Source organism: Variovorax sp. (genome assembly GCF_035634955.1).
GTDB lineage: Bacteria > Pseudomonadota > Gammaproteobacteria > Burkholderiales > Burkholderiaceae_C > Variovorax.
In genome coordinates this window covers 115,852-139,139 of the sequence record NZ_DASQBZ010000004.1, presented here as the reverse complement: position 1 = coordinate 139,139, position 23,288 = coordinate 115,852, and the positions used below count along the sequence as shown (strand labels likewise).

Annotated in this window: 23 protein-coding genes, 1 tRNA gene and 1 pseudogene; 8 read left to right on the top strand and 17 right to left on the bottom strand. The window is 67.4% G+C overall.

The window, feature by feature from the left end; genetic code table 11:
• Positions 1-9: 9 nt before the first annotated feature.
• The 4 genes from VES41_RS01620 to VES41_RS01605 form a co-directional block, all read right to left on the bottom strand.
• The gene (locus VES41_RS01620) at positions 10-870 is read right to left on the bottom strand and encodes a patatin-like phospholipase family protein (protein ID WP_324812124.1); all 861 of its coding nucleotides are present in this window, start codon (positions 868-870) and stop codon (positions 10-12) included.
• A 351-nt stretch (positions 871-1,221) separates the two neighbouring features.
• Positions 1,222-1,797 carry a PIN domain-containing protein gene (locus tag VES41_RS01615; RefSeq protein ID WP_324812122.1) on the bottom strand — a complete coding sequence of 192 codons (576 nt, stop codon included), beginning with the start codon at positions 1,795-1,797 and terminating at the stop codon, positions 1,222-1,224.
• On the bottom strand, positions 1,794-2,261 hold the full coding sequence (locus tag VES41_RS01610) for a helix-turn-helix domain-containing protein (protein WP_324812120.1): 468 nt from the start codon (positions 2,259-2,261) through the stop codon (positions 1,794-1,796). Before VES41_RS01610 ends, VES41_RS01615 begins: the two co-directional genes overlap by 4 nt.
• 159 nt (positions 2,262-2,420) lie before the next feature.
• On the bottom strand, positions 2,421-3,338 hold the full coding sequence (locus VES41_RS01605; protein ID WP_324812118.1) for a YicC/YloC family endoribonuclease: 918 nt from the start codon (positions 3,336-3,338) through the stop codon (positions 2,421-2,423).
• A 105-nt stretch (positions 3,339-3,443) separates the two neighbouring features.
• On the opposite strand from VES41_RS01605, the gene VES41_RS01600 reads away from it, so the two are divergent.
• From VES41_RS01600 to VES41_RS01575, 6 genes are all read left to right on the top strand, one after another.
• Positions 3,444-4,451 carry a serine/threonine-protein kinase gene (locus tag VES41_RS01600; protein WP_324812116.1) on the top strand — a complete coding sequence of 336 codons (1,008 nt, stop codon included), beginning with the start codon at positions 3,444-3,446 and terminating at the stop codon, positions 4,449-4,451.
• Positions 4,452-4,533: 82 nt separating this feature from the next.
• Complete coding sequence (locus VES41_RS01595; RefSeq protein WP_324812114.1) at positions 4,534-5,436, top strand: PP2C family serine/threonine-protein phosphatase; 903 nt, start codon at positions 4,534-4,536, stop codon at positions 5,434-5,436.
• A 30-nt stretch (positions 5,437-5,466) separates the two neighbouring features.
• Positions 5,467-6,207, top strand: a complete 741-nt coding sequence (rph, locus tag VES41_RS01590; RefSeq protein ID WP_324812111.1) for a ribonuclease PH — start codon at positions 5,467-5,469, stop codon at positions 6,205-6,207.
• A gap of 27 nt (positions 6,208-6,234) precedes the next feature.
• Positions 6,235-6,855: an RdgB/HAM1 family non-canonical purine NTP pyrophosphatase gene (gene rdgB / locus VES41_RS01585; protein WP_324812108.1), complete on the top strand. Its 621-nt coding sequence runs from the start codon at positions 6,235-6,237 to the stop codon at positions 6,853-6,855.
• Positions 6,852-8,120 carry a radical SAM family heme chaperone HemW gene (hemW, locus tag VES41_RS01580; protein WP_324812106.1) on the top strand — a complete coding sequence of 423 codons (1,269 nt, stop codon included), beginning with the start codon at positions 6,852-6,854 and terminating at the stop codon, positions 8,118-8,120. Before rdgB ends, hemW begins: the two co-directional genes overlap by 4 nt.
• Before the next feature lie 107 nt (positions 8,121-8,227).
• Positions 8,228-8,315 (top strand) — tRNA-Ser (locus VES41_RS01575).
• 68 nt (positions 8,316-8,383) lie between these two features.
• Here the strand turns inward: VES41_RS01575 and nhaA are convergent.
• Together nhaA and VES41_RS01565 are read right to left on the bottom strand one after the other, a co-directional pair.
• A complete protein-coding gene (gene nhaA / locus VES41_RS01570; protein ID WP_324812103.1) occupies positions 8,384-9,748 on the bottom strand; it encodes a Na+/H+ antiporter NhaA in 1,365 nt (454 codons plus the stop codon).
• Positions 9,749-9,896: 148 nt separating this feature from the next.
• A pseudogene (locus VES41_RS01565) lies at positions 9,897-10,623 on the bottom strand (aldehyde dehydrogenase family protein); the annotation flags it as partial.
• 188 nt (positions 10,624-10,811) lie between these two features.
• On the opposite strand from VES41_RS01565, the gene VES41_RS01560 reads away from it, so the two are divergent.
• Positions 10,812-11,837 carry a phosphotransferase enzyme family protein gene (locus VES41_RS01560; protein WP_324812101.1) on the top strand — a complete coding sequence of 342 codons (1,026 nt, stop codon included), beginning with the start codon at positions 10,812-10,814 and terminating at the stop codon, positions 11,835-11,837.
• Between the two features lie 48 nt (positions 11,838-11,885).
• On the opposite strand, the gene VES41_RS01555 is transcribed toward VES41_RS01560, so the two are convergent.
• The 8 genes from VES41_RS01555 to VES41_RS01520 form a co-directional block, all read right to left on the bottom strand.
• Entirely contained in the window at positions 11,886-13,469 is a 1,584-nt protein-coding gene (locus tag VES41_RS01555; RefSeq protein ID WP_414718989.1) for an MFS transporter, read from the bottom strand.
• On the bottom strand, positions 13,451-13,828 hold the full coding sequence (locus VES41_RS01550) for a YciI family protein (protein WP_324812096.1): 378 nt from the start codon (positions 13,826-13,828) through the stop codon (positions 13,451-13,453). Before VES41_RS01550 ends, VES41_RS01555 begins: the two co-directional genes overlap by 19 nt.
• Positions 13,825-14,187 (bottom strand): YciI family protein, encoded by a 363-nt coding sequence (locus VES41_RS01545; protein ID WP_324812094.1) that lies wholly within the window; start codon positions 14,185-14,187, stop codon positions 13,825-13,827. The genes VES41_RS01550 and VES41_RS01545 overlap by 4 nt, the downstream gene beginning before the upstream one ends.
• 97 nt (positions 14,188-14,284) lie before the next feature.
• Complete coding sequence (locus VES41_RS01540) at positions 14,285-15,568, bottom strand: RNA polymerase sigma factor (RefSeq protein ID WP_324812092.1); 1,284 nt, start codon at positions 15,566-15,568, stop codon at positions 14,285-14,287.
• 108 nt (positions 15,569-15,676) lie between these two features.
• Positions 15,677-16,930: a CaiB/BaiF CoA-transferase family protein gene (locus VES41_RS01535; RefSeq protein WP_324812089.1), complete on the bottom strand. Its 1,254-nt coding sequence runs from the start codon at positions 16,928-16,930 to the stop codon at positions 15,677-15,679.
• A 9-nt stretch (positions 16,931-16,939) separates the two neighbouring features.
• A complete protein-coding gene (locus VES41_RS01530) occupies positions 16,940-17,935 on the bottom strand; it encodes a tripartite tricarboxylate transporter substrate binding protein (RefSeq protein ID WP_324812086.1) in 996 nt (331 codons plus the stop codon).
• Between the two features lie 48 nt (positions 17,936-17,983).
• Positions 17,984-18,424 carry a MaoC family dehydratase gene (locus VES41_RS01525; protein WP_324812083.1) on the bottom strand — a complete coding sequence of 147 codons (441 nt, stop codon included), beginning with the start codon at positions 18,422-18,424 and terminating at the stop codon, positions 17,984-17,986.
• A gap of 21 nt (positions 18,425-18,445) precedes the next feature.
• Positions 18,446-18,919 (bottom strand): MaoC family dehydratase, encoded by a 474-nt coding sequence (locus tag VES41_RS01520; protein WP_324812081.1) that lies wholly within the window; start codon positions 18,917-18,919, stop codon positions 18,446-18,448.
• 139 nt (positions 18,920-19,058) lie between these two features.
• On the opposite strand from VES41_RS01520, the gene VES41_RS01515 reads away from it, so the two are divergent.
• Entirely contained in the window at positions 19,059-19,820 is a 762-nt protein-coding gene (locus VES41_RS01515; protein ID WP_324812080.1) for an IclR family transcriptional regulator domain-containing protein, read from the top strand.
• A gap of 36 nt (positions 19,821-19,856) precedes the next feature.
• On the opposite strand, the gene VES41_RS01510 is transcribed toward VES41_RS01515, so the two are convergent.
• From VES41_RS01510 to phnY, 3 genes are read right to left on the bottom strand one after another with little or no spacing between them, the layout of a single operon-like run.
• Positions 19,857-21,245 carry an FAD-dependent oxidoreductase gene (locus VES41_RS01510; RefSeq protein WP_324812078.1) on the bottom strand — a complete coding sequence of 463 codons (1,389 nt, stop codon included), beginning with the start codon at positions 21,243-21,245 and terminating at the stop codon, positions 19,857-19,859.
• Positions 21,246-21,253: 8 nt separating this feature from the next.
• Positions 21,254-21,829, bottom strand: coding sequence for a phosphonate degradation HD-domain oxygenase (locus VES41_RS01505; protein ID WP_324812076.1), 576 nt, complete (start codon positions 21,827-21,829; stop codon positions 21,254-21,256).
• A gap of 2 nt (positions 21,830-21,831) precedes the next feature.
• The gene (phnY, locus tag VES41_RS01500; RefSeq protein WP_414718987.1) at positions 21,832-23,268 is read right to left on the bottom strand and encodes a phosphonoacetaldehyde dehydrogenase; all 1,437 of its coding nucleotides are present in this window, start codon (positions 23,266-23,268) and stop codon (positions 21,832-21,834) included.
• Positions 23,269-23,288 lie beyond the last annotated feature (20 nt).

Sequence of the window (23,288 nt, the reverse complement as noted above, 5' to 3'; positions counted from 1 at the left end):
CCGCGCAGGTCAGTTGGCAGTGGCGCCGAGGCATCGGCGCGCATCGGCATAGCCCAGGTTGAATGCGTCCTGCACCGTTGACTTGATCGTGCAGTCCCAGGTAGACACCGGAATCCGCTGGCTCGGCTGCCAGTAGACGCGGCCGTGCTGACAGAAGAACTCAGGGCGGCGTGGGTAGTGACGGGTCAGCAGGACCAAGGTGCGCACCTGCTCCTCGGCTCTCAGCCGGGGGAGCGGCGCATTGTCGACGTAGCCTCCGTCGAGCGCCCACCGGCCGTCAAGCAGCACCGGGCGCGTAAGCGGCGGAGCGGCGGCTGAAGCGTTGAGCAACGCCTGTGCCGCCTGCACGGACGTGCACTGCTGGAGCTCGTAGAACTGCTGCTGCAGGCCGAGGTAGCGGGGAAGCCGCGGATGGATGCTGTGTACGATTTTCTTGTCTACGATGTAGGCCAGCGTGGCTGCGGCGATGCTTACATGCTTGCCAAGCAACATGGCGGACCGCGACACGGCGACCAGCAGTTTTCGCTTCGCTTGTTGCAAGTCGGGGAAAGTGTCGGTGTTGACGATGGAGGCGATCCAATCCGGATAAGTCTGCTGGTGGGCGAAGTGCAGCTTCATCCGGGCGATCGCAGGCCAGTGGAACATGCGCCTGTTCTTTGCGAATAGGCGCATGCAGGTGTCAAGCGCGGCTTCCGGTCCGATTGTCATACACGATGCTGCGATGGCTGCACCGGCGCTAGTGCCGATCAGCGTTGCGGGCAAAGCCATACCCTTCTCAAGAAGGCGGGCCATCACCCCGGCTTGCCAGAAGCAGCGGTTCCCGCCGCCCGAAAACGCGAGGACGTCGACACCTGAAAGGTCCCTGATCACTTCGGGCTTCCCTGAGTTAGGCAAATAGTTGGTCCGTTGCAGGGAAGGTGGCTTGTGGTCACCGCACTGGCCGTTGCGGGTAGGACCGGGGCGGCATTGGCGTGCAGATGAAGCCTCTCGGATACTGGTTAGTTCTGGGCAAAGGAAGGGGCAGTCGCTTCCTGCCAGAAGCCTAGGCGGGCGCGCAACGGAGTCGACCCGAAGAATCTGAAAATGCGGTGGAAGCGTCGACCTGTTTTCGACGCCTGAACTGTCGCCGAATGTCTACCGTTACAGCCACGCCTCATGGCCAACGGTATGCGGGACGTGGGCCTATGGGTACCGCCCAGTCGGACCGGACGAATAGGTTCGTCAGAGAATGGCCCGATAGGTCGAAAGTGCCTTGACGGTCTGAACCAGACCTTGGCGCAGCAACGCGTCAAGGTAGCGGTCCACATCCAGCGGCGGGCTCTTCAACTGCGCCCGCTGTTTCTGCGCGGCCGATACGACTGCGGCCGCATCCAGGTCGAACAGGTAATCGATGAACAAGTCGGGATGCTGTGCCTCGATGCCGAAGGGCGCGAGCGCTGCCTGCGGAAAATCCTTCTCATTGAAGGTCACGATCACGCTGGCGCCGCAACGGATGGCCGCGGCCAGGACGTGGCGGTCGTGTGGGTCTGGCAGGTGCAATCCGGCGATTAGCGCTTCGTACTCCGAGACAAGGCCATCCGGGATGGCCATGTTCATCAATGTCGATGTGCGGTCAACCTGATCCGGGCGAAGGTCAGGGCGGTTGATCAACAGGTTGCGTTTCCATTCCTCGTGGATCTGCGTACTCCAACGTGCTCGAAAACGGCCGGAAAGACCAAGCCACATGAGAAAGTCCCGTAACGGTGCCGGGTACAACACGCACGCGTCATAGACGGCCGTGAACGGCGACTGCCTCATTCGTAGCCCATGCCCAGTTCCTGAGCCTGCTTCGCCAATGCCGCCATGGCTTCTTCGCTGGCTTGATCTCTCTGGGCCTTGAACTGCATCAGGTCGGTAAAGCGGACGCGCCGATGCTTGCCAGCCCTGTGGAAGGGAAGTGCACCCTCTTCGAGCAGCTTGACCAGGTGTGGCCGGGACACATTGAGCATGTCGGCGGCCTCCTGTGTGGTGAGTTCGGCGTGTACTGGCACAACCTTCACGGCGTTGCCTTCGGCGAGTTCCGCCAGGATGTCCACCAGCAGGCGCAGTGCGGACGTGGGCAACTCCACCCGATGGGCTTGGTTCTTGTCGTCGAAGATCTGGATCTGCTGCGTTTCCAGGCGCGTGGCCAGAAAGGCGGCCAAGGCTCGCCGTCCTTCCAGGGCGGCCTGAACCTCACGCTCGACGGGCAGCGACACATTGACAAGGGCGGCGGGGGACATGGACTTCCTGCATCTGCAAAGGGATGCGGGCGATCCTATTCGAAACAAACGAAAATCGCAATAAACGAAACGACCGAGCAGCGGCCCCGTCCACGTCCTGCTGGATGCATGCCCGGCTCTGATGGATGAAGGGCGGACGACATGTGCGGCCCTGAATCCTCACTCGATGTTCTGCACCTGCTCGCGCATCTGCTCGATCAGCACCTTCATGTCGACGCCGATACGTGACATTTCCAGCGTGGCCGATTTCGAGCCCAGGGTGTTGGCCTCGCGGTGCAGTTCCTGGATCAGGAAGTCCAGGCGCTTGCCGATCTCGCCCCCCTTCTTGATGAGCCGGTCGATCTCGTCCAGGTGGGCCACGAGGCGGTTGAGCTCCTCCGCCACGTCGATGCGGATGGCGAAGGCGGTGGCCTCGGACAGCGCGCGTTCCTGGGCCGACTCGGGCGCGGCGGCGCCGCCGGTCAGGCCCATGGCGTCCTGCCAGCGTTCGAGGAAGCGGTTGCGCTGCTGCTCGACCAGTTGCGGCACCAGTGGCGCGGCCTGCTCGGCCAGGCGCCGCAGCTGGAAGACGCGGTCGGCCAGCATGCCGGCCAGCCGCTCGCCCTCGCGGGCGCGGGCAGCGACCAGGTCGTCGGCTACCTGAACGGCCAGGCTGGTGAGGACCGGGCCCCAGTCGTTGCCGGCGGCGCTCTCGCTGCCGGCCAGGCGCAGCACGTCGGCGACGCTCAGCTCGCGCGCGCCGGGCAGCCAGGCGCGCACGCTGTCCTGCAAGGCGTTGAGCCGCTGCAGCAGCCGGGGGGAGGGGTCGGCCAGGCCGCCGGGGGCGCTGCTCTCGACGGTGCCGCGCACCTCCACCTTGCCGCGCTTGAGCTTGTCGCCCAGCAGTTCGCGCAGGGCGGCCTCGTACGGGCGCAGCTCTTCCGGAAACTTGAAGCCGAGGTCGAGGAAGCGGCTGTTGACGGACCGGATCTCGAGGCCCAGGCGGCCCGTCGCCTGCGCTCGCGCTTCGCCTTCCGCGCTGCTGGCGCCGACCCCGGCTTGGCCACTTGCGTAGCCGGTCATGCTGTAAACTGGCATCGCACCTTTCTGCTGTCGCGCAGTGTTGTTCCGTTGCATGCACGAAGGGCGCCGGCAACGTCGTCTGCTTGCCGCACTCTCGCCTTCGGGCGAAACTCCCGGATTATGTCAAAGGTCAAACCTTCGCCGCTCCTGCCGGACACGATGATCGGCGGCTACCGCATCGTGCGGCGCCTGTCGGCGGGTGGGTTTGGCGTGGTGTACCTGGCCGTCGACAGCTCGGGCCAGCAGGTGGCGATCAAGGAATACCTGCCGTCGTCCCTGGCCACCCGCGGCGCCGGCGAACTGCTGCCGGTGGTGCCGCCGGAAAAGCTCTCGCTGTACCGCCTGGGCCTCAAGAGCTTCTTCGAGGAAGGTCGCTCGCTGGCCCAGATCTCCCACTCGTCGGTGGTGAGCGTGCTCAACTTCTTCCGGGAAAACGAGACGGTCTACATGGTGATGAACTACCTGGAAGGCGCCACCTTGCAGGACTTCATCGTCACCGCGCGCGACCTGAAGAAGCAGAAGGTGTTCCGCGAGTCGACCATCCGCTCGCTGTTCGACGAGATCCTGCGCGGGCTGCGCATCGTGCACCAGCACAAGATGCTGCACCTGGACATCAAGCCGGCCAACATCTTCGTCACCGACGACGACCGCGCCGTGATGATCGACTTCGGCGCCGCGCGCGAGGTGCTCAGCAAGGAAGGCAACTTCATCCGCCCGATGTACACGCCCGGCTTCGCGGCGCCCGAGATGTACCGGCGCGACTCGTCCATGGGCCCGTGGACCGACATCTACGCCATCGGCGCCTGCATCTACGCCTGCATGCAGGGCTATCCGCCGAGCGACGCGCCGCAGCGCATCGAGAAGGACCGCCTGTCGCTGTCGCTGTCCCGCCTGCGCGGGGTGTATTCCGACAACCTGATCGAGGTGGTCGAGTGGTGCATGTCGCTCGACCCGCTGTCGCGTCCGCAGTCGGTGTTCGCGCTGCAGAAGGAGCTCAGCCGCGAAGGCGAGCGGCGCTACACCAAGCTCACCATGGGCGAGAAGGTGCGGCTGTCCATCGACAACATCCGCTCGCCCGACAAGAAGCCGTTGCCCAAGGCAGCCGCGCCCACCACCCGCCCCGCATGAAGGCATTCCGCGGCGAAAGCGCCATGGCAGCCCCGCAGCGGCGCGGTCCCGTCCCCGCCCACCGGCCCGTCACCGAGGTCCCATGAAGTTTTCCGTCTTCCAGGTCAGCCGCAAGGGCGGTCGTCTCAAGAACGAGGACCGCATGGGCTATTGCTACACGCGGGAATCGGGCCTTTTCGTATTGGCCGACGGCATGGGAGGACATCCCGAGGGAGAGGTGGCGGCGCAACTGGCGCTGCAGACCATCGCGGCGCTCTACCAGCGCGAGGCCCGGCCCACGCTCAAGGACGTCAAGGCGTTCCTGACCACTGCCGTCATGCATGCGCACCAGCAGATCATGCGCTACGCCGGCAACAAGGGCATGCTCGACACCCCGCGCACGACGGTGGTGGCGGCCGTGCTGCAGGGCACCACGGCGCAGTGGATCCATTGCGGCGATTCGCGCCTTTACCTGGTACGCGAGGGCGAGATGCTCACGCGCACACGCGACCATTCCCATGCCGAGCGGCCGCGCGCGGTTCCGGGATTCGAGACGGCCAACCGCAACCTGCTGCTGACCTGCCTGGGGTCGCCCTCCACGCCGGTCTTCGACATTTCCGATCCGGTCACGCTTCAGCAGGGCGACCGCATCATGCTGTGCTCCGACGGCCTGTGGGGGGTGATGGACGAAATGCAGATCGTCAGCATCCTGGCCACCCGCCCCGTGGCGGACGCCGCACCGGAGCTGGTCGAGATGGCGCTGCGGCGCGGCGGCGCGAACGGCGACAATGTCACCATGATCGCGCTGGAATGGGAGACGCCCGACGCCACCGGCGCCGAGCGGGGCGTGTCCACCGACAGCATCAGCGAAGGCGTGTTCGCGTCCACCATCCAGGCCGGCATGCCGGCCGACAGCGAGGTGGCCGACATGGACGAGGACGCCATCGAGCGTTCCATCGCCGAGATCAACGAAGCCATCCGCCGTTCGGCCGCACGCAAGGCCTGAACGGCCAACCTTTTTTCATCGGACATCAAGATGAGCGAATTCATCCGCAGCGGCGGCCGTGCCGCCGACCAGTTGCGCCCCGTGCGCATGACCCGTGGCTTCACCATCCATGCCGAAGGCTCGGTACTCATCGAGTTCGGCCAGACCCGCGTGCTGTGCACTGCCTCGGTCGAGGAGCGGGTGCCCCCGCACAAGCGCGGCAGTGGCGAAGGCTGGGTCACCGCCGAGTACGGCATGCTGCCGCGCTCGACCCACACCCGCAGCGACCGCGAGGCCGCGCGCGGCAAGCAGAGCGGCCGCACGCAGGAAATCCAGCGCCTGATCGGCCGGTCCATACGCGCCGTGTTCGACCTGGCCGCCCTGGGCGAGCGCACCATCCATCTCGACTGCGACGTGCTGCAGGCCGACGGCGGCACCCGCACCGCGGCTATCACCGGCGCCTTCGTGGCGGCGCAGGACGCGGTCAGCCGCCTGCTGGCCGACGGCCGCATCGCCGCCACGCCGATCCGCGGCCACGTGGCCGCCGTGTCGGTCGGCATCGTCGAGGGCACGCCGCTGCTCGACCTCGAATACACCGAAGATTCGGCCTGCGACACCGACATGAACGTCGTCATGACCGGCGCCGGCCACTTCGTGGAAGTGCAGGGCACGGCCGAAGGCGCCGCCTTCTCGCGCGACGAGATGAACCAGCTGCTGGCCCTGGCCGAGAAGGGCATCGGCGAGTTGGTCGAGCTGCAGACCCAGGCGCTGCAGTCGCCCCTGGTCAAGTAGCGGCAGGGCATTGCGAGGCGTCCGGAGATGAAACTCGTTCTGGCTTCCAACAACGCCGGCAAGCTCGCCGAACTGCAGCAGCTCTTCGCGCCGCTGGGCGTGCAACTGGTGCGCCAATCCGAGCTGGGCGTGGGCGAGGCCGAGGAGCCGCACCGCACTTTCGTGGAAAACGCGCTGGCCAAGGCACGCCATGCCAGCGCGGCCACCGGCCTGCCGGCCATGGCCGACGACGCCGGCCTGTGCGTGGACGCATTCGGCGGCCTGCCGGGCGTGGACACCGCCTTCTATGCCACGCAGTTCGGCTATGCCAAGGGCGACGCCAACAACGTGCGGGCCCTGCTCGAGCAATTGCAGGGGCGGGCGGACCGCGGCGCCGCCCTGGTCAGCACACTGGTCGCGCTGCGCAGCCATGACGACCCCGAGCCGCTGATCGCCAGCGGTCGCGTGGCCGGGCAGATCGCCGCGGCGCCGGTGGGAGACAACGGCTTCGGCTTCGACCCCGTGATGTTCCTGCCGCAGTTCGGCAAGACCTTCGCGCAACTGGCTCCCGAGACCAAGAACGCCCACAGCCACCGCGGGCAGGCCGCGCGCGCCATGCTGGCTCTGATGCGCGAGCGCTGGACGACGCTGCTTCCGGGGCGCTCGTGAACATTCCGATCGCGCCAGCCGGAACCGCCGGCGCGCCGCTGGCCAACGACGTGCTGCACCAGATGCGGCCCGGCCCGCTGCAATTGCCGGCGCTGCCGCCGCTGTCGGTGTACGTTCACCTGCCCTGGTGCCTGCGCAAGTGCCCTTACTGCGACTTCAACTCGCACGAATGGAAGGCCCGTGCCGGCGGTGCCGAAGGCGAATCCGACGCACTGCCCGAGGGCCGCTACCTGGATGCGCTGGTGGCCGACCTCGATGCAGCCCTGCCGCTGGTGTGGGGCCGCAGCGTGCACAGCATCTTCATCGGCGGCGGCACGCCCAGTTTGTTCTCGCCGCAAGGCATCGACCGGCTGATCGGCGAGCTGCGCGCCCGGCTCAAGCTGGTGCCCGACTGCGAAATCACGCTGGAGGCCAACCCCGGCACCTTCGAGCGCGACCGGTTCAGGGCGTTTCGCGCCGCCGGCGTCACCCGCCTTTCGATCGGCGTGCAGAGCTTCAACGACGCGCACTTGAAGGCGCTGGGCCGGGTGCACGACCGGGCCCAGGCCATCGCCGCGGTGCAGGAGGCGGCCGCCGCCTTCGACACCTACAACATCGACCTGATGTATGCCTTGCCCGGCCAGGCCAGCGCCGACCTGAAGGCCGACCTCGCGCAGGCCCTGGCGCTGGCGCCGCCGCACCTGTCGGTCTACCACCTCACGCTCGAGCCCAACACCTACTTTGCGAAGTACCCGCCCCAGAACCTGCCGCCGGAAGACGAGGCCTACGCGATGCTGGACCAGATCAGCGAGGCGACCGCGGCCGCCGGGATGGCGCGATACGAGGTGTCGGCCTATGCGCGCGAGGGGCACCGCTGCTGGCACAACACCAATTACTGGCAGTTTGGGGATTACCTCGGCCTGGGCGCCGGCGCGCACGGCAAGCTGAGCTTTGCGCACCGGATCGTCCGCCAGGTGCGCTTTCGCGACCCGCGCCTGTACATGGACAACGCGCTGGCCGGCAACGCCGTGGCGCAAAGCGACGACGTGGCCCTGGCGGACCTGCCGTTCGAGTTCATGCTCAACGCACTGCGCCTGAAGGAGGGCTTCTCGTTCGCCAACTTCGGAGAGCGCACCGGCCTGGCCATCACCGCCATCCAGCGCGCGCTGGACCGGGCCGAGCAAAAAGGCCTGCTGGCGCGCGACCTGTGGCGCGCCTGGCCCACCGAGCGGGGCTTCGATTTTCTCAGCGACCTGCAGGAGATGTTCCTGCCCGACGCGGCGTGACCAGCGCAAGCGGCTGCGGCCGAGCCGGCGGCTTGGCCGGGGCCTGAGGTCGGTCCGCGCTTACCGACTAAAATCCAGGCCTGCGCGGCCACAGCTGCCGTGCATCCGGAGAGTTGGGTGAGTGGTTTAAACCAGCAGTCTTGAAAACTGCCGACGTGAAAGCGTCCGTGAGTTCGAATCTCACACTCTCCGCCACGACTTGATGCGCCAGCTCAAGGCCAAGCAGATCAGATCTCTCAGCGGTGCGCAGGGCAAACCTGCCGCTACGACGTAACGGCGGGCACCCGCAGCCGTCTCACGTACACCGCACCCCAGCCAAGGCCCAGCACCGCCGCGATCAGGGAGCCCAGCAACACGCCGAGCTTTGCTGCCCCCAGACGGCTTTCGTCGGCGAAGGCGAGCATTGCGATGAAGATCGACATGGTGAATCCGATGCCCGCCAGCAGCCCGATCAGACAGATGCCGCCCCAGGACACGCCTGGCGGAAGTCGGCACAAGCCCAGCCGCACCATGAGCCAGCTGACTCCGACCACGCCCAGCGGCTTGCCGATGACCAGAGCCAGCGCGACCCCGGCCACGATCCATTGCGGTCCCTCTGCCGACAGGTCGATTCCGCCCAGGCTGACCCCGGCATTGGCCAGTGCGAACAGCGGCATGACGCCGAAGGCGACCCAAGGGTGCAGTGCCATTTGCACCCGCACCACGGGCGGCAGCAACTCGCGCTGGGCAACACGGAGCTGTCGAAGGGGGTGAGCGAGAAGGGCAGTGTCTCTTGCGGCATCGCCGTCGCGGCCGAGTAGGTCCTGAGCGATGCGGGAGACCACGTCGAGCGGGCGTTCGCGCATGCGAACGGGCAGCACCGGCGTCATCAGTCCCAGCACGACGCCAGCGAGCGTTGGATGCGCGCCGGTCATCAACAGACCGATCCAGATTACCGCGCCTGGCACTACATAGGCGTAGGCCGAGCCGATTCCCATCTGCTGCAGGCTCAGCACCATCAGAATGCCGGCCGCCGCCACGGCGAACCCGCTGTAGTCGAGGCCTCCCGAATAGAAGAAGGCGATGATCAGCACGGCCACGATGTCGTCGATGATTGCCAGCGCAAGCAGGAAGACTCTCACGTTGCCGGGAATGGATCGACCAAGCAACGCCAGCACGCCGACGGCAAACGCAATGTCGGTCGCGGTGGGAACGGCCCAGCCATTCTGGCGCGGAGGCTCTCCGTTCAGCGCCAGATAGAGCAGCGCAGGGACCGCGACGCCGCCCACGGCGGCGGCCATGGGGAGGGCCGCTTGTTTCGCATTGCTCAGCGCGCCTTCGTGGATCTCGCGACGGATCTCCATCCCGACGACGAGGAAGAAAATAGTCATCAACCCGTCGTTGATCCAGAAATGCAGCGATTGGGAGAACACCCAACTGCCGAGCCCGATGGACAGCGGCGTGTGCCAAAGCGCGTGGTAGCTTGGGGCCAGTGAAGAATTGGCCCAGATCAGGGCAATTGCAGCTGCAATCAGCAGCACGATGCCGCTGACGGCCTCGATATGAAGAAAGCGGTCGAGCGTCGCAAAAGCGCGTTCGGCCAACAGTTGGGCGCGCGGCAGCGTCTGCCGAGAAGGGTGTCGATTCATGGTCGCAAAAGCCTCGCGCGGCGGCCCGACCAGCGCATGAACCTGTTGACTGCAACACGCAGCCAACACCCTGCGGTCATTCTACATAGCGGCTTTGCGGGCGCTTGACTCGGCCGGCTCGTCGTCCGACCGCGGCGCACGCCCCGTCTCAGCTGTTGGACGGGAAGCTGAAAACAGAACCTTCGCGAACACCCGCCGAGGGCCAGCGCTGCGTCACGGTCTTGCGCTTGGTGTAGAAGCGCACCGCGTCGGGGCCATAGGCGTGCAGGTCGCCGAAGAGCGATCGCTTCCAGCCACCGAAGGGATGATAGGCGACCGGTACCGGCAGCGGCACGTTGTCTCGTCCCGATAGATCGACATTCCGGGCTTCACCTGGTCGAACAGGCATGGACCAAGGTAGTAGCCGCCTTCGTGGCCTTCGACTTGCACGTCGCGGCCGTCCACTACCACCTTGGCGCCAGCTTTCACGCCGGCCTCGATGAAGGACCGGACCTTTTCCAGATGCGGCTGGGTCACCAGCGGCCCCATGTCGTTGCCGTCATCGCTGCCAGGGCCGACTTTCATATTGGCGATTTCGGCACTGAGTCCTTGCACCATCGCATCGGCTGTGGCGTCGCCCACCGCCACCACCAGCGGCACGGCCATGCAGCGCTCTCCGCACGAGCCGTAGGCTGCGCCCATCAGTGCGTTGACCGCGTTCGGGATGTCGGCGTCGGGCATGACCACCGCGTGGTTCTTTGCGCCACCGAGTGCTGCACCCGCTTGCCGTGTGCGCTGCCGGTGGTGTACACATATTCTGCGATCGGCGTCGAACCGACGAACCTGACAGCCTTCACACGTGGATCGGTCAGCAAAGTGTCGACCGCTTCCTTGTCCAATACTTACTTGAGCATTTGCGCAAGTAAATGGACGTGCGAGCAAGGTCGGTTCCAAGCCGTGATTGCGAGTTCGAGCCAAGCCAGCGCAGTGCTTGGCACAATCGCGCCGTTACCTCATCCCCTTCCCGTCGCTCACGCGAGCGGCGTCTTCGGCCTGCGAGGCCGCCATCCAACGACATTGCGCGATGACCGATCGGCAGGAACATGGCGACGAGCTCGTCCCTACGCACACGACCGCTGCTGCCGCCTCGGTTGCTCGCTGGGTCGCGCGGCACCATGGCGTTCAGGTTCAGCAATGCCACATGGTGCGTCGCGGGCTGAACGACAGCTATGCGCTGCGGTCGCCTGACGGAAGCCGGTATGTGGCGCGCCTGTACTCGATCCGGCCGCGCGGTGGCTTCAACGTCGATTTCGAGGTCGCGCTGCTGGCACACCTGGCAGCCAAGGGCGCGGGGGTTGCGGCGCCCGTGCCGGCGACGGATGGACGCGCGCACATCGGCCTGGCGTTTCCCGAAGGCGCGCGCGCGTTGGCGCTGTTCCGTTTCGCGGACGGCGTCGTTCCCGACACGCTGGACGACTTCGAGTTGACCGGCAGGATGCTGGCCACCATTCATGCGGCAGCACGCGACTACGTCGGGCCGCAAAGCCGCTACGTGCTCGATGGCCCGCATCTGGCCCTGAAGACGTTGGGCTATCTGGAGGCTTACCCGGGACTGGAAGACGATCTGTTGGAAGCGTACCGGCGCCTGGTGCACCGGCTCATTTCGGAGCTGGCCGAGGCCGAAGGCGGGCTTTCGCGCGTGGTCTGCCATGGCGATACGCATGGCTTCAACAACCATGTGAGCACGGACGCGGCCGGCCACAAGACGACTGTTTTCTTCGACTTCGACGACGCGGGGCCTGGCTTTCTGGCGTACGACCTGAGCGTGCTGCCATGGTCGTACCTCTTCCGCAAGGGTTTGAAGGAGCCCGACGACGTGTTGCGCGAGCGGTGGGCGCACTACCTGCGCGGCTATCGCTCGGGTGGCGGCGAGATATCCGAGCGTGACCTGGCTGCGCTGCCACTGTTCCTGCAGCTTCGCCACCTGTGGAACCTTGGCGAGGCAGCCGGTCGACTGCACCACTGGGGAACGAGTTCGGTACCTGCCGAGTGGTTGCAAAAGCAGGTGGACGTGCTCGAGGCATGGCGCGGGTTGGACATGCGGGCCTGATCGCCTGCCGGCGCGGATCGCGGATGTCCGTCGTTGCCGCGCTGTCTGTCATTGGCCGCGTTGCTGCGGCATCCCGGAATTTGCGGCAACTGCGCTCCGCTGCCCCGGTCCGCGCAGGAAGAGCGCCGCCAGCAGCGCTGCGGCAAGCGCGACGGCGGAACTGATGTTGGCGGTGGTGAAGAACGCCGCCGAAAATGCGTCGCGCGCGGCGTCGAGCAGCACCGAACCCGCCGCCGCGGGCAGGCCCGCAGCGGTGTCCGCTGCCACGCCCAGGTTGGCGCGCGCGGCGTCCAGCGCATCCACCGGCACGCCACTCCCTCGCAGGTGCTCGCCCAGCGTTCGCCGGTAGATTGCCACGGTCACGCTGCCCAGCAGCGCGATGCCAAGGGCCCCACCCATCTCGGAACTGGTCTCCTGGATGGCCGCCGCGGCACCGGCGCGCTCGGGTGGCGCGGCGCCGACCATCAGGTCGACCGCCAGCGTGAACACGAAGGACAGCCCCAGCGACAGCAGCGCGTAGGCGGCGACCAGCAGCGCCGGGCCTTCGCTCCAGCGGCACGCCTGTGCCATCAGCGCGAAGCCGGCGCTGGCCAGGAGCAGGCCGCCGCCCACCACCTTGCCGGCGGGCTGCCTGCGCGCCAGTCGCGGTGCCACCGTCGAGCCCACGGCGAACGCGATGCCCGAAGGCACGGTCCACAGGCCTGCTTCCAGTGGCCCGAGCCCCAGCACAAGCTGCAGGTACTGCGCAACGAAGAGAAATGACGCGAAGGCCACGAAAAAGCCCAGCGTGTTGATCGTCAGTGCCGCGCGGAACGTCGGAGAGCGAAACAGACGCAGATCGATCAGCGGATCGGGCAGCTTGCGTTGGCGGCGTACGAAAGCGACGCCGATGGCCAGACCCAGCACGATGGCGGCGAATGCGGGAATGCCTGCGGCGCCTTCGGCTATGCGCTTGAGACCGTAGATGACGCCCAGTACCGCCAGCAGCGATTGCGCCGCGCTCACCAGGTCGAGCCGGCCTGCCGCCTCATCACGGTACTCGGGCAGCAACCGGGGACCCAGCAACAGGAGGAGCACCATCACCGGCACGCCGACCAGGAACACCGAGCCCCACCAGAAGTGCTCCAGCAGCGCACCGCCGACCAGCGGGCCGATGGTGCCGCCAACGGAAAAGCTGGCGATCCACACGCCGATGGCGACGCTGCGCTCCCGGTCGTCCAGGAACATGTTCCGGATCAGCGAGAGCGTGGACGGCGCCAGGGTGGCGCCAGCAAGGCCGAGCAATGCCCGCGTCGCGATCAGCATCACGGCGCTGGTGGAGAAGGCGGCGAGCACCGAGGCGAGGCCGAAGCACAGCGCGCCGATCAACAGCAGCCTTCGCCGCCCGATGCGGTCGCCCAGGGTGCCCATGGTGATGAGCGAGCCGGCCAGGACGAAGCCGTAGATGTCGACGATCCAGAGCATCTGGGCGCTGCTCGGGCGCAGCGCCGCGCTCAGGTGCGGCACCGCCAGGTTGAGCACCGTGAGGTCCATCGAATAGATCATGCAGGGCAGGGCGATCACGCCCAGTCCGATCCATTCGCGCACACCAGCCTTGGGGGACGCGGCGACGCTCATGGCGAGCGCTCCCAGGGACCATGTTCCATGGGCGCCACCGGCCGCACTTCGATGCTGCCGATGCGCGCCGAGGGAATGCCAGCGGCGATGCGCACGGCTTCGTCGTCGCTCGCGGCATCGACCAGATAGAAGCCGCCGAGGAGCTCGCTGGTTTCCGCGAACGGGCCGTCGGTCACCCACACCTTGCCCTGCCGCACTCGGACGACTGCCGCGCTGTCTGCGGTCTCCAGCGCCTCGGTCGCTGCCAGTTGCCCGGCCATCCGCAGTGCGTCGTCGTAGTCGAGGTGCGCATTGACGAACGCCGCCATGTCTTCCGAAGGCACGTCGGCAGCCATCTGCGCCTGGCTGCAATAGATCAGGCATAGGTATCTCATGGCGCCATCCTCTCCACGATGGCGACCCGGCGCACCTCGATGCTGCCGTAACGTGCCATCGGCGTGCGCGCCGCGACCTGTATCGCGGCATTGAGGTCCGCCACGTCGATGAGCAGGAAGCCGCCCAGCTGTTCCTTGGTCTCGATGAAAGGCCCGTCCACGCAGGACGCCCGGCCGGCGCGCAGCTTCACCACCTTGGCGGCCTTTGCGCGCTGCAGCGCATGCGCGGCCACGAGTTGCCCGCGCGCTCGCAGCTCCTCGTTGTAGGCGCGCGAATCATGTTCCAGGGTGGCGAGCTCGTGGGGCGGGAGCGTGTCGAGCATTCGTTCGTCGAAGTGAACGAGGCAGAGGTATCGCATGGCATCTCCATGAAGTGATGGACGTCGCATCCTTGGACGACATCACTGGTCGAACGGCCCCCGCGATTTTCGACAGCGCCGATGCCGAAAGTTTGTATCAGGATGCGGCCCCGGCCGCGCCCAGGGCGTTCAGCTGCCTGGCCAGGAAGGCGCGTTCGGGCTGCTGGCGTGTCATGGCGAGCGCGCGTTCATACGATTCGCGGGCTTCGTGGCGCCGGCCGAGGCGGCGGCACAGGTCGGCGCGCGCCGCATGCGCAAGGTGATAGCCGGCCAAGGCGCCACGCGCCAGCAGTTCGTCGATCAGTGCCAGACCGGCCAGCGGCCCGTCGCGCATTGCGATTGCCACCGCCCGGTTGAGCTCGACCACCGGTGTCGGCTCGAGCCGCAGCAATGCGTCGTACAGGCCGGCGATCTGCGGCCAGTCCGTGGCGGCGGCATCGGGGGCCTGCGCATGCACGGCGGCGATCGCGGCCTGCACGGCGTACGGCCCGAAGCGGCGCGAGACCAGGGCCCGTCGCACCAGCGCGCTGCCCTCGGCGATGAGGGCGGCGTCCCACCGGCCACGGTCCTGCTCGTCGAGCAAGACGAGTTCGCCCGACGCCGAGGCGCGCGCGGCCCGGCGCGACTCGTGCAGCAGCATCAACGCGAGCAGGCCCATGGCCTCGGGCTCGGGCAGCAGGTCGACGAGCAGGCGCCCCAGGCGGATCGCTTCGCCGGAGAGGTCCGGGCGGGTGAGCGATACGCCGTCCGAGGCGGCATAGCCTTCGTTGAACACCAGGTAGATCACGCGCAGCGCCGCTTCGAGGCGGCCCGGCAGTTCGGCCAGTGCGGGCACCTGGTAGGGGATGCGCTCTTCCCGGATGCGCGCCTTGGCGCGCACGATCCGCTGGGCCATGGCGGGCGCGGACACCAGGTAGGCGCTGGCGATGGCTTCGGTGGTGAGGCCGCACACCTCGCGCAGGGTCAGCGCCACCTGGGCGTCGGGTGCAAGCGCGGGATGGCAGCACGTGAAGACCAGGCGCAGGCGGTCGTCTTCCAGCGCGTCGTCGAAGCTGCCGCCGGCGTCCCAGGCGGGCGCCGGGTCGGCTGCCGACTGTATGGCCTGCTCGGCCTCGTCCGGCGGCGCGAATCGCGTCCGGCGCCGCAGTCCGTCGATGGCCCTGAAGCGGCCGGCCGACACGATCCAGGCGCGTGGATGGTCCGGCACCCCGTCGGTCGGCCAGCGCTCCAGCGCGATACGGAATCCGTCGTGCAGGGCCTCCTCGGCCAGGTCGAGGTCGCCGAGGAGCCGCACGAGGGTGGCGAAGATTCTCCGGCCCTCGGTGCGGTAGACCGAGTCGATCCTCTGGCGCACTTCGTCGGCGTTTGGCGGGGGCTCCATGGGCCGCATCTTGCGGTCAGTGCAGCGCCCCTTGCGCCGACCCCGGCATCGGCGGGTGATTGGCGCCATGCCCGCCGGGGGCACGAAACCGAAACGGCGCGGCGCCGTTCAGATCACCCCGTCCCGCCGCAGGCCGGCGAGGTCGTCGAGGCTGCAGCCCAACAGGTCGCGCAGGACGGCATCGGTAGCGTCCCCCAGGCTCGGCGGGGCCCGGTCGTAGGTGGGTGGCGTACCTTGCAGGCGCAGCGGGCTCGCGATGGTGGATACGCTGCCGCCATCCGCCCTCGGAATGTCGACGCGAAGTCCGCGGTGCCGCACCTGCGGATCCTCGAACACCTGGCGATAGTCGTTGATCCTTCCGCAAGGCACGCCGCGCGCCTCCAGGCGCTCGATCCATTCGTCGGCGGGCCGTTCGAGCATGGTTCGCGCCAGTTCGGGAATGAGTGTCTCGCGCCCCGTGATCCGGCCGGTCACCTTGTGCCATTGCGGGTCGGCAGCGAGGTCCGGCCGCTCGATCGCCGCGCAGTATTGCTGCCACTGCTTGTCGTTGCCCACTGCCACGACGATCTCTCCGTCCTGCACCGCGAAGACCTGGTAGGGCACGAGGCTGGCATGCGCGTTGCCGTAACGGTGGGGCACCTTGCCGCTCGCCAGGTAACCCGTGACCTGGTTGCCGCCAAGCGCCACGATGCAGTCGAGCAGGGCCATGTCGATGTACTGGCCCCGGCCGGACACCGTGCGATGCTGCAGCGCCGACAAGATGGCGATGGTGGCGTACATGCCGGTCATCACGTCCGCGATGGCGATGCCTGTCTTCTGCGGCCCGCCGCCGGGCAAGGCGTCGTTCTCGCCGGTGATGCTCATCAGCCCGCCGATGGCCTGGAAGACGAAGTCGTAGCCCGGCTTGTGCGCGCTCGGCCCGTCCTGTCCGTAGCCGGTGATCGAGCAATACACCAGCCTTGGGTTGATCGCCGAGAGGCTCGGATAGTTGAGCCCGTAACGCTTCAGGTCGCCGACCTTGTAGTTCTCGATCACCACGTCGCTCTCCCTGGCCAGGCTGCGGACCAGCGCCTGCCCTGCAGGCTTGGAAATGTCAATCGTGACCGACTTCTTGCCGCGGTTGGCGGCCGCGTAGTAGGTGGAATCGGTGGTCGCGCCGTCGCGCTCGCCGCCTACGACCCAGGGCGGGCCCCAGCCGCGCGTATCGTCGCCGGCGCCGGGGCGCTCCACCTTGATCACCTCGGCGCCCATGTCGGCCAGGTTCTGGGTGCACCACGGCCCAGCCAGCACGCGCGACAGGTCGAGCACGCGCAGGTGGGACAAGGCGCCTGGGCCGGCTGGCCGCTGTTGGTGTACGGGCACGACGGGCTCCTAGTCGATCTTGACGTGGGCTTCGTCGATCACCCGCGTCCACTTGGTGATCTCGGCGTCGACGAAGGCGGCGAACTGCGGCTGCGTCATGGTCCCGGGCTCGACACCCAGTTGCGCGAAATCCTTGCGAATGGAGTCACTGCTCAGTGCCTTGAGCACGTCGGCCGAGATCCTGTTCGCGAGCTCCGGCTTCATGCCGCCGGGTGCGTAGAGCCCGAACCAGGCGGTGGCCTCGAAGCCCTTCACGCCGGCTTCGTCCAGCGTCGGCACGTCAGGCAGCGCCGGTGACCGCTTGAGCGATGTGACGCCCAGCGCGCGCAGCTTGCCCGCCTGGATGTGCTGCAGCACCCCGGGAACCGAGTCGAACATCACCGGGATCTGCCCGCCGAGCAAGTCGTTCAGGGCCGGCGCCGCGCCACGGTACGGGATGTGCACCATGTTCACACCGGTCATGGACTTGAAGAGTTCGCCCGACAGGTGGTTGGCACCCCCCGTGCCGGAGGAGCCGAAACTCACCTGGCCGGGGCGTGCCTTGGCGTACGCGATGAGTTCCTTGACGTTCCTGGCCGGAAACGCCGGATTGACCACCAGCACATTGGGCACCGCGCCCACCAGTGCCAGCGAGGTCACGTCCTTGCGCGTGTCGTAGCGCAGGTTCTTGTACAGGCCGGGGTTGATGACATGGTGCGTGGCGGTAAGCATCAGCGTGTAGCCGTCCGGCGCCGTTCGGGTCAGCTGCTCGGTGAAGATGGTGCCGCTGGCTCCGGCGCGGTTGTCGACCAGCACCGGCTGGTTCCATTGCCTGGACAGCTCGGCGGCAAGCTGGCGCGCCAGGATGTCGGTGGTGCCGCCGGGCGGGAAAGGCACGACGATCTTCACGGGCTGGGTCGGGAAGGGCTGGGCCAGGCTGGCCATGGGCGCGGCGAGTGACGCGCCGGCGAGGACCGCGGCGCACGCCGCGCGCGCCCAAGTCCGCAGGCAGGTTGCGATTCGCATGGATGTCTCCTGTTATGGGGTGCGGGTCGTAGAGGGCGGTCCTGCGGCTCAGGCGCTGGCCGGGAACTCGACCATGGCTTCGCCCACGGCGACCGTCTCGCCGCGCTGGTTGCGTACCTGCACGTCGAGCGTGGCCCAGCGGCTGTGCTCGGTGGTGCGCACTTCGTTGACGGTGGCGATGGGCACGATGGTGTCGCCCGGCTTGACGGGCGCCTTCCAGCGCGTTTCCAGGCGGCGCTGCATGCCGCCTTGCGGGTACAGCCAGTCGGTGAGCATCCTGGTGATCACGCCAAAGTTGTTCATGCCGTGCATGATGATTCCGCCGAACTGGGTCTTGCCGAAGCTGCCCTTCATGTACTGGTCGTCCAGGTGCAGCGGGTTGTAGTCGAGCGAGGCCTCGCAGAACTCGCGGATGGATTCGCGCGTGGGCGAGAAGGGCGAGCCTTCGATGGTCTGGCCGGGCTTGAGGGTGTCGAACGATGCGGTCATGGTGTGGTTCCTCGCGATGGCTTACATGGGGCGGATGGTCCAGCCGCGGCCCGAGCAGATGACCTCGTCGTGCTGGTTGAAGAAGACGTTGTCATGCACGACGAAGAGCCGGTCGCGCTTGATGAACTTGTCCAGTGCCCGCGCCTCGAGCCGGATCGTGTCGCCCGGGCGGGCCGGAATGTTGTAGCTCCAGGATTGCCCCGCGTTGACCGTGCCTGGCGTGCGCATCCAGTCGTCCGCCGGCGTGCAGGAGAACATCAGGAGAATGTGGATCGCCGGCGGCGCGATGAGACCGCCGTACGGGCTCTTCCTGGCGAATTCCTCGTCGAAGTACAGCGGATGCATGTCGCCGACGACGCGGCAGTATTTCTGGATCGCCTCGAGCGTGAGGGTGTAGGGAATCGTCTTGCGCGGCTCGCCAGGGATGATCTCGTCCCAGGTCTTGCGCAGCTGCGCGTCCTTCCAGAAGTCTGTCTCGAATGCTTGCTCAGTCATGGTTTCACTTCGTTTGCGGGTGGTTGCATGTCCATCGGCCTTCGCGTAGAATGACCGCCTAGCGGACATTTATGTCCGCCTGATGGTCATTATTGAATCGTGCGCCTGCACTGTCAAGGCGCACGCGGAGCACTTGCACATGGCAACACCCGAAAGCGAATCGTTCGTGCGCACCTTTGCGCGCGGCCTGCGCGTCATCGAGGCAATGGGGGAGAGTTCGACGCACCAGAACCTGGCCGAGATCGCAGAGGCGGTGGAACTGCCGCGTACCGCGGTGCGGCGCTTCCTGATGACGCTGATCGACATGAATTTCGTGCGCACCGACGGCAAGCGCTACTGGCTGACGCCGCGCGTGCTGCGCCTGGGCCTGTCATACCTGTCCTCGCTGCCCTACTGGCGAGAGGCGCAGCCGACGCTGGAGGAACTGATGGCACGCATCAGGCAGTCATGCGCAATGTCGGTGCTCGACGGAGAGGACATCGTGTACGTCCAGCGCCAGCATGCGAGCCGCATCCTGCCGATGAGCCCGTCGTTGGGCAGCCGCCTGCCGGCCCACCTGGTCTCGATGGGGCGCATGCTCCTGGCAAGCCTGCCGGACCAGGAGATGGACGACTACCTGTCTCATGCCACGCTGAAGCGGCGCACCAACGCGACGATCGTCGAGCCGTCGCGCCTGCGCGATGAACTCCTCAAGGTGCGGACGCAGGGCTATGCCTGGGTCGACGGCGAACTGGACGAGGCGATCTGCGGCCTGGCGGTGCCCGTGCGCGACCAGCAGGGCGCCACCATTGCCGCGCTCAACGTGAGCCTGCCCAGCGGCCAGTTCACCTGCGAGATGGCCGTCACGAGCTTCCTGCCGGAATTGCGCCTGGCCGCCAGCCGCCTGCGCGCGGCGACCTGATAGGCGCTGGTCGCCGCGCCCTGCCGCGACCGCGCCTCAGGCCTTGTCGGCCTTGCCCGCCGCGTTGGCGAACTTGCTCAGCATGGTGTCGACGAACCACGGCCGGCGGTTGTCGTCTTCCGCGCGCTCCTTGCGGCGGATCGCGTTGCGCACCACGATCGAGCCGACGTAGCGCACCGGCTCGGGCGGAAAGTGGCCCAGCGGGCCGCGCGTCAGGGGGCTGCGCGTCCATTCGTTGTCCTGGTCGAGCACCATCGACGAGAGGATCTGCCCGCCCATGTAGCTCGGCCCGACACCGTTGCCCGAGTAGCCGAAGCCGTAGCTCACGTGCGGCGCGCCGTCGAGTTTTCCGAAGAACGGGAAGCCGGTGACCGAGCGGTCGGAGGGGCCGTTCCAGCTCGCCGTTATGGGCGTGTCGCGCAATGCCGGGAAGAAGTCGCGCAGTGCCTGCGTCAGCTCCGCCTCGTAGGGCGAGCGCTGGTCGAACACCGGCGCGATGCGCCCGCCGCGCGCGAAGGTATTGCCACCCTTGCCGAGCATGATGCGCCCGTCGGCCGTGCTTCGGTAGTAGTAGACGAAGGTGCGCGAGTCCAGCACGGACACGCCGTCGACCAGGCCGCTCTCGCGCAGCAGGTCGGGGCAGCGCTCGGTGATCACCATGTCGCTGGAGACGATCGCGATGGTCCGCTCGAACTGCGCGAAGGTACTGGCCATCCACGCGTTCAGGGCCAGCACGACCTTGCGCGCCTCGATGCTGCCGCACGGCGTGCGCACGACGGCCGGGTAGCCGGTGGCCAGGTCGACCATCGGGCTGCGCTCGTAGATGCGGATGCCCATGGCCAGCGCCACGCGGCGCAGGCCGCGCACCAGCTTGCCGGGGTGCACCGTCGCCGCCGTCGGCGAGAAGACGCCGGCGAGGTTGCGCGCCGAGCCCGAGCGCCGCGCCACCTCGTCGGGCGGCAGCGGAAAGTAGCTGTGGATGCCGCACGCTTCCAGCGCCCGCATCACCGGGTCGAGCACCCCCACCTGCGCCTGCGAGGTGGCGGTGTAGAGCGTGCCGTCCATGCGCAGCTCGGCATCGATGTCGTGGGTACGGCAGAAGTCCGCGATGTGGCCGACCGCGGCCTCCGATGCCTTGACCAGGCGGATCGCCTCGGCTTCGCCGAACAGCCGCCGCAACGTGAAGAACTTGGCCGACCAGGTCAGCATGCAGCCGCCGTTGCGGCCGCTGGCGCCGGCGCCGCACAGGTCGCTCTCGACGATGGCAATGTCCAGCGCCGGGTCCTGGCGCTTGGCCTGGATCGCCGTCCACAGGCCGGTGAAGCCCCCGCCGACGATGCAGACGTCCGCCCGTTGCGCGCCCTGCAGCGCCGGCGCCAGCCCGCCATCGTTGAAGAGCGCCTGCTCGATCCAGAAGGGTCGCACGCCTGTTCCTACGTGGCCTGTGCCAGGGCTGGGGCGGCAGCGGCGGCGCTGCGCTCCATGTGGCGCACGAAATGCGCCAGCGGCGGAACGACCGCGTCGGCCGACTTGGCGGCGTCGTCCCAGCGCCGCAGGTCGACGGCGTCCTGCGCGAAGGGCAGGGCGCCGAACGCCTGTGCCTGCGCCTGGTCGAACACGCCGCCCTGCAGCACCAGGCTGCGCCGCGAGTCGGCCGACAGCGTGTCGTAGTAGCCGGGGGCGACCGCGCACAGGTAGCGCTTGGCGTCGACGTGCAGGCGAATCGGCTCGAGCGTCTGCGGGCCGAAGGTGGCGCGCAGGAAAGGCAGGCAGCGGTACTGGTGCAGGTCGTCGAGCCCCTGCTTCGACGGCGTTGCCCCGAAGTCGTGCAGCAGGTGGCCAAGGTCGTGCAGCAGCGCCGCCGTGATGAGCGCGCTGGCCGAACCGGCCTGCTCCGCCAGATGGGCGCTTTGCAGCGCGTGCTGCAGCTGCGTGACCGGTTCGCCGTCGTATTGCTCGTGGCCCTTGGCCTCGAAAACGCGGACGATGTCGTCGATGGTGAGGCTCATGGTTACCAGGGCAGGGAATAGGTCTTGGTGTTGGTGAAGCTCTTGATGGCCTCCAGCACGCCTTCCTTGTAGCCCAGGCCCGAATCCTTGATGCCGCCGAAGGGCGTCAGCTCGAGCCGGTAGCCCGGCACTTCGCGCACGTTGACGCTGCCGACGTTCAGTTCGCGGATGAAGCGCGTGATGTAGTCCAGGCGGTTGGTGCACACCGCGGACGACAGGCCGTAGGCGGTGCCGTTCGAGATGCGGATCGCGTCGTCGATGTCCTTGAAGCGGATGACCGGCGATACCGGGCCGAAGGTCTCGTGCTTGGCCACCGTCATCTCGGGGTCGACGTGATCGAGCACCGTAGGCGAGTAGAGCGCGCCGCGGCGCACGTTGCCGGCCAGCAGCGTCGCGCCGCCGGCGATGGCTTCGTTGACCACCGACTCGAAGTGGATCGCCGCGGCCTCGTCGATGACCGTGCCCATGTCGTTGGCGCCGTCCATCGGGTCGCCGTATTTCAGGGCCTTGGTCTTCTCCACCAGGAGCGCGACGAAGCGGTCGGCCACGGCCTCGTGCACCAGCATGCGCTTGATGGCGGTGCAGCGCTGGCCGGAGTTCTTGTACGAGCCGCTGGCCGCGAGCGTGGCGGCCTCCTCGATGTCGGCGTCTTCCATCACGATGATCGGGTCGTTGCCGCCCAGCTCCAGGATCTGGCGCTTGTAGACCGACTTGCCGGCGATGTACTTGCCGATCGCCACGCCGCCGGTGAAGGTGACAAGGTCGACGTCCGGGTGCGTCAGCATCTCGTCGGCGATCTCGCGCGGGTCGCCGGTGATGACCGACAGCATCTGCGGCGGCAGGCCGGCTTCGTAGAGGATGTCGGCCAGCACGAAGGCGGTCAGCGGCGTCTTCTCGCTGGGCTTGAGCACCATGCGGTTGTTGGTCGCGATCGACGGCGCCACCTTGTGGATGACCTGGTTGAGCGGGTGGTTGAACGGGGTGATGGCGGTGATCACGCCCTGCAGCGGCTCGCGCATGGTGTAGACCTTGCGGCTCTTGCCGTGGTGCGTCAGGTCGCAGGAGAACACCTGCCCGTCGTCGACCAGGGCCTGGTTCGCGGCGAACAGCAGCACGTCCGACGCGCGGCCCACCTCGTAGAGCGAATCCTTGCGGCACAGGCCCGATTCGAGCGTGATGGTGCGCGAGATCTCGTCGAGGCGCGACGCGATGATCTCGCCGGCGCGCATCAGGATCTTGTAGCGCTCGTAGCGCGTCAGGGTGGGCTTGTAGTCGCGTGCGATGCGGTAGGCGCGGCGCACGTCTTCGAGCGTGGCCTTCGGCACGGTGGCGATCACTTCGCCGGTGTAGGGGTAGGTGACCTCGATCACCTCGTCGCGAAAGACGCGCTCGCCGGCGATGCGAAGCGCTTCGCAGTGGATCTCGGCTGGCTTGGGCATGGGCTGGCTCATGGACGTGG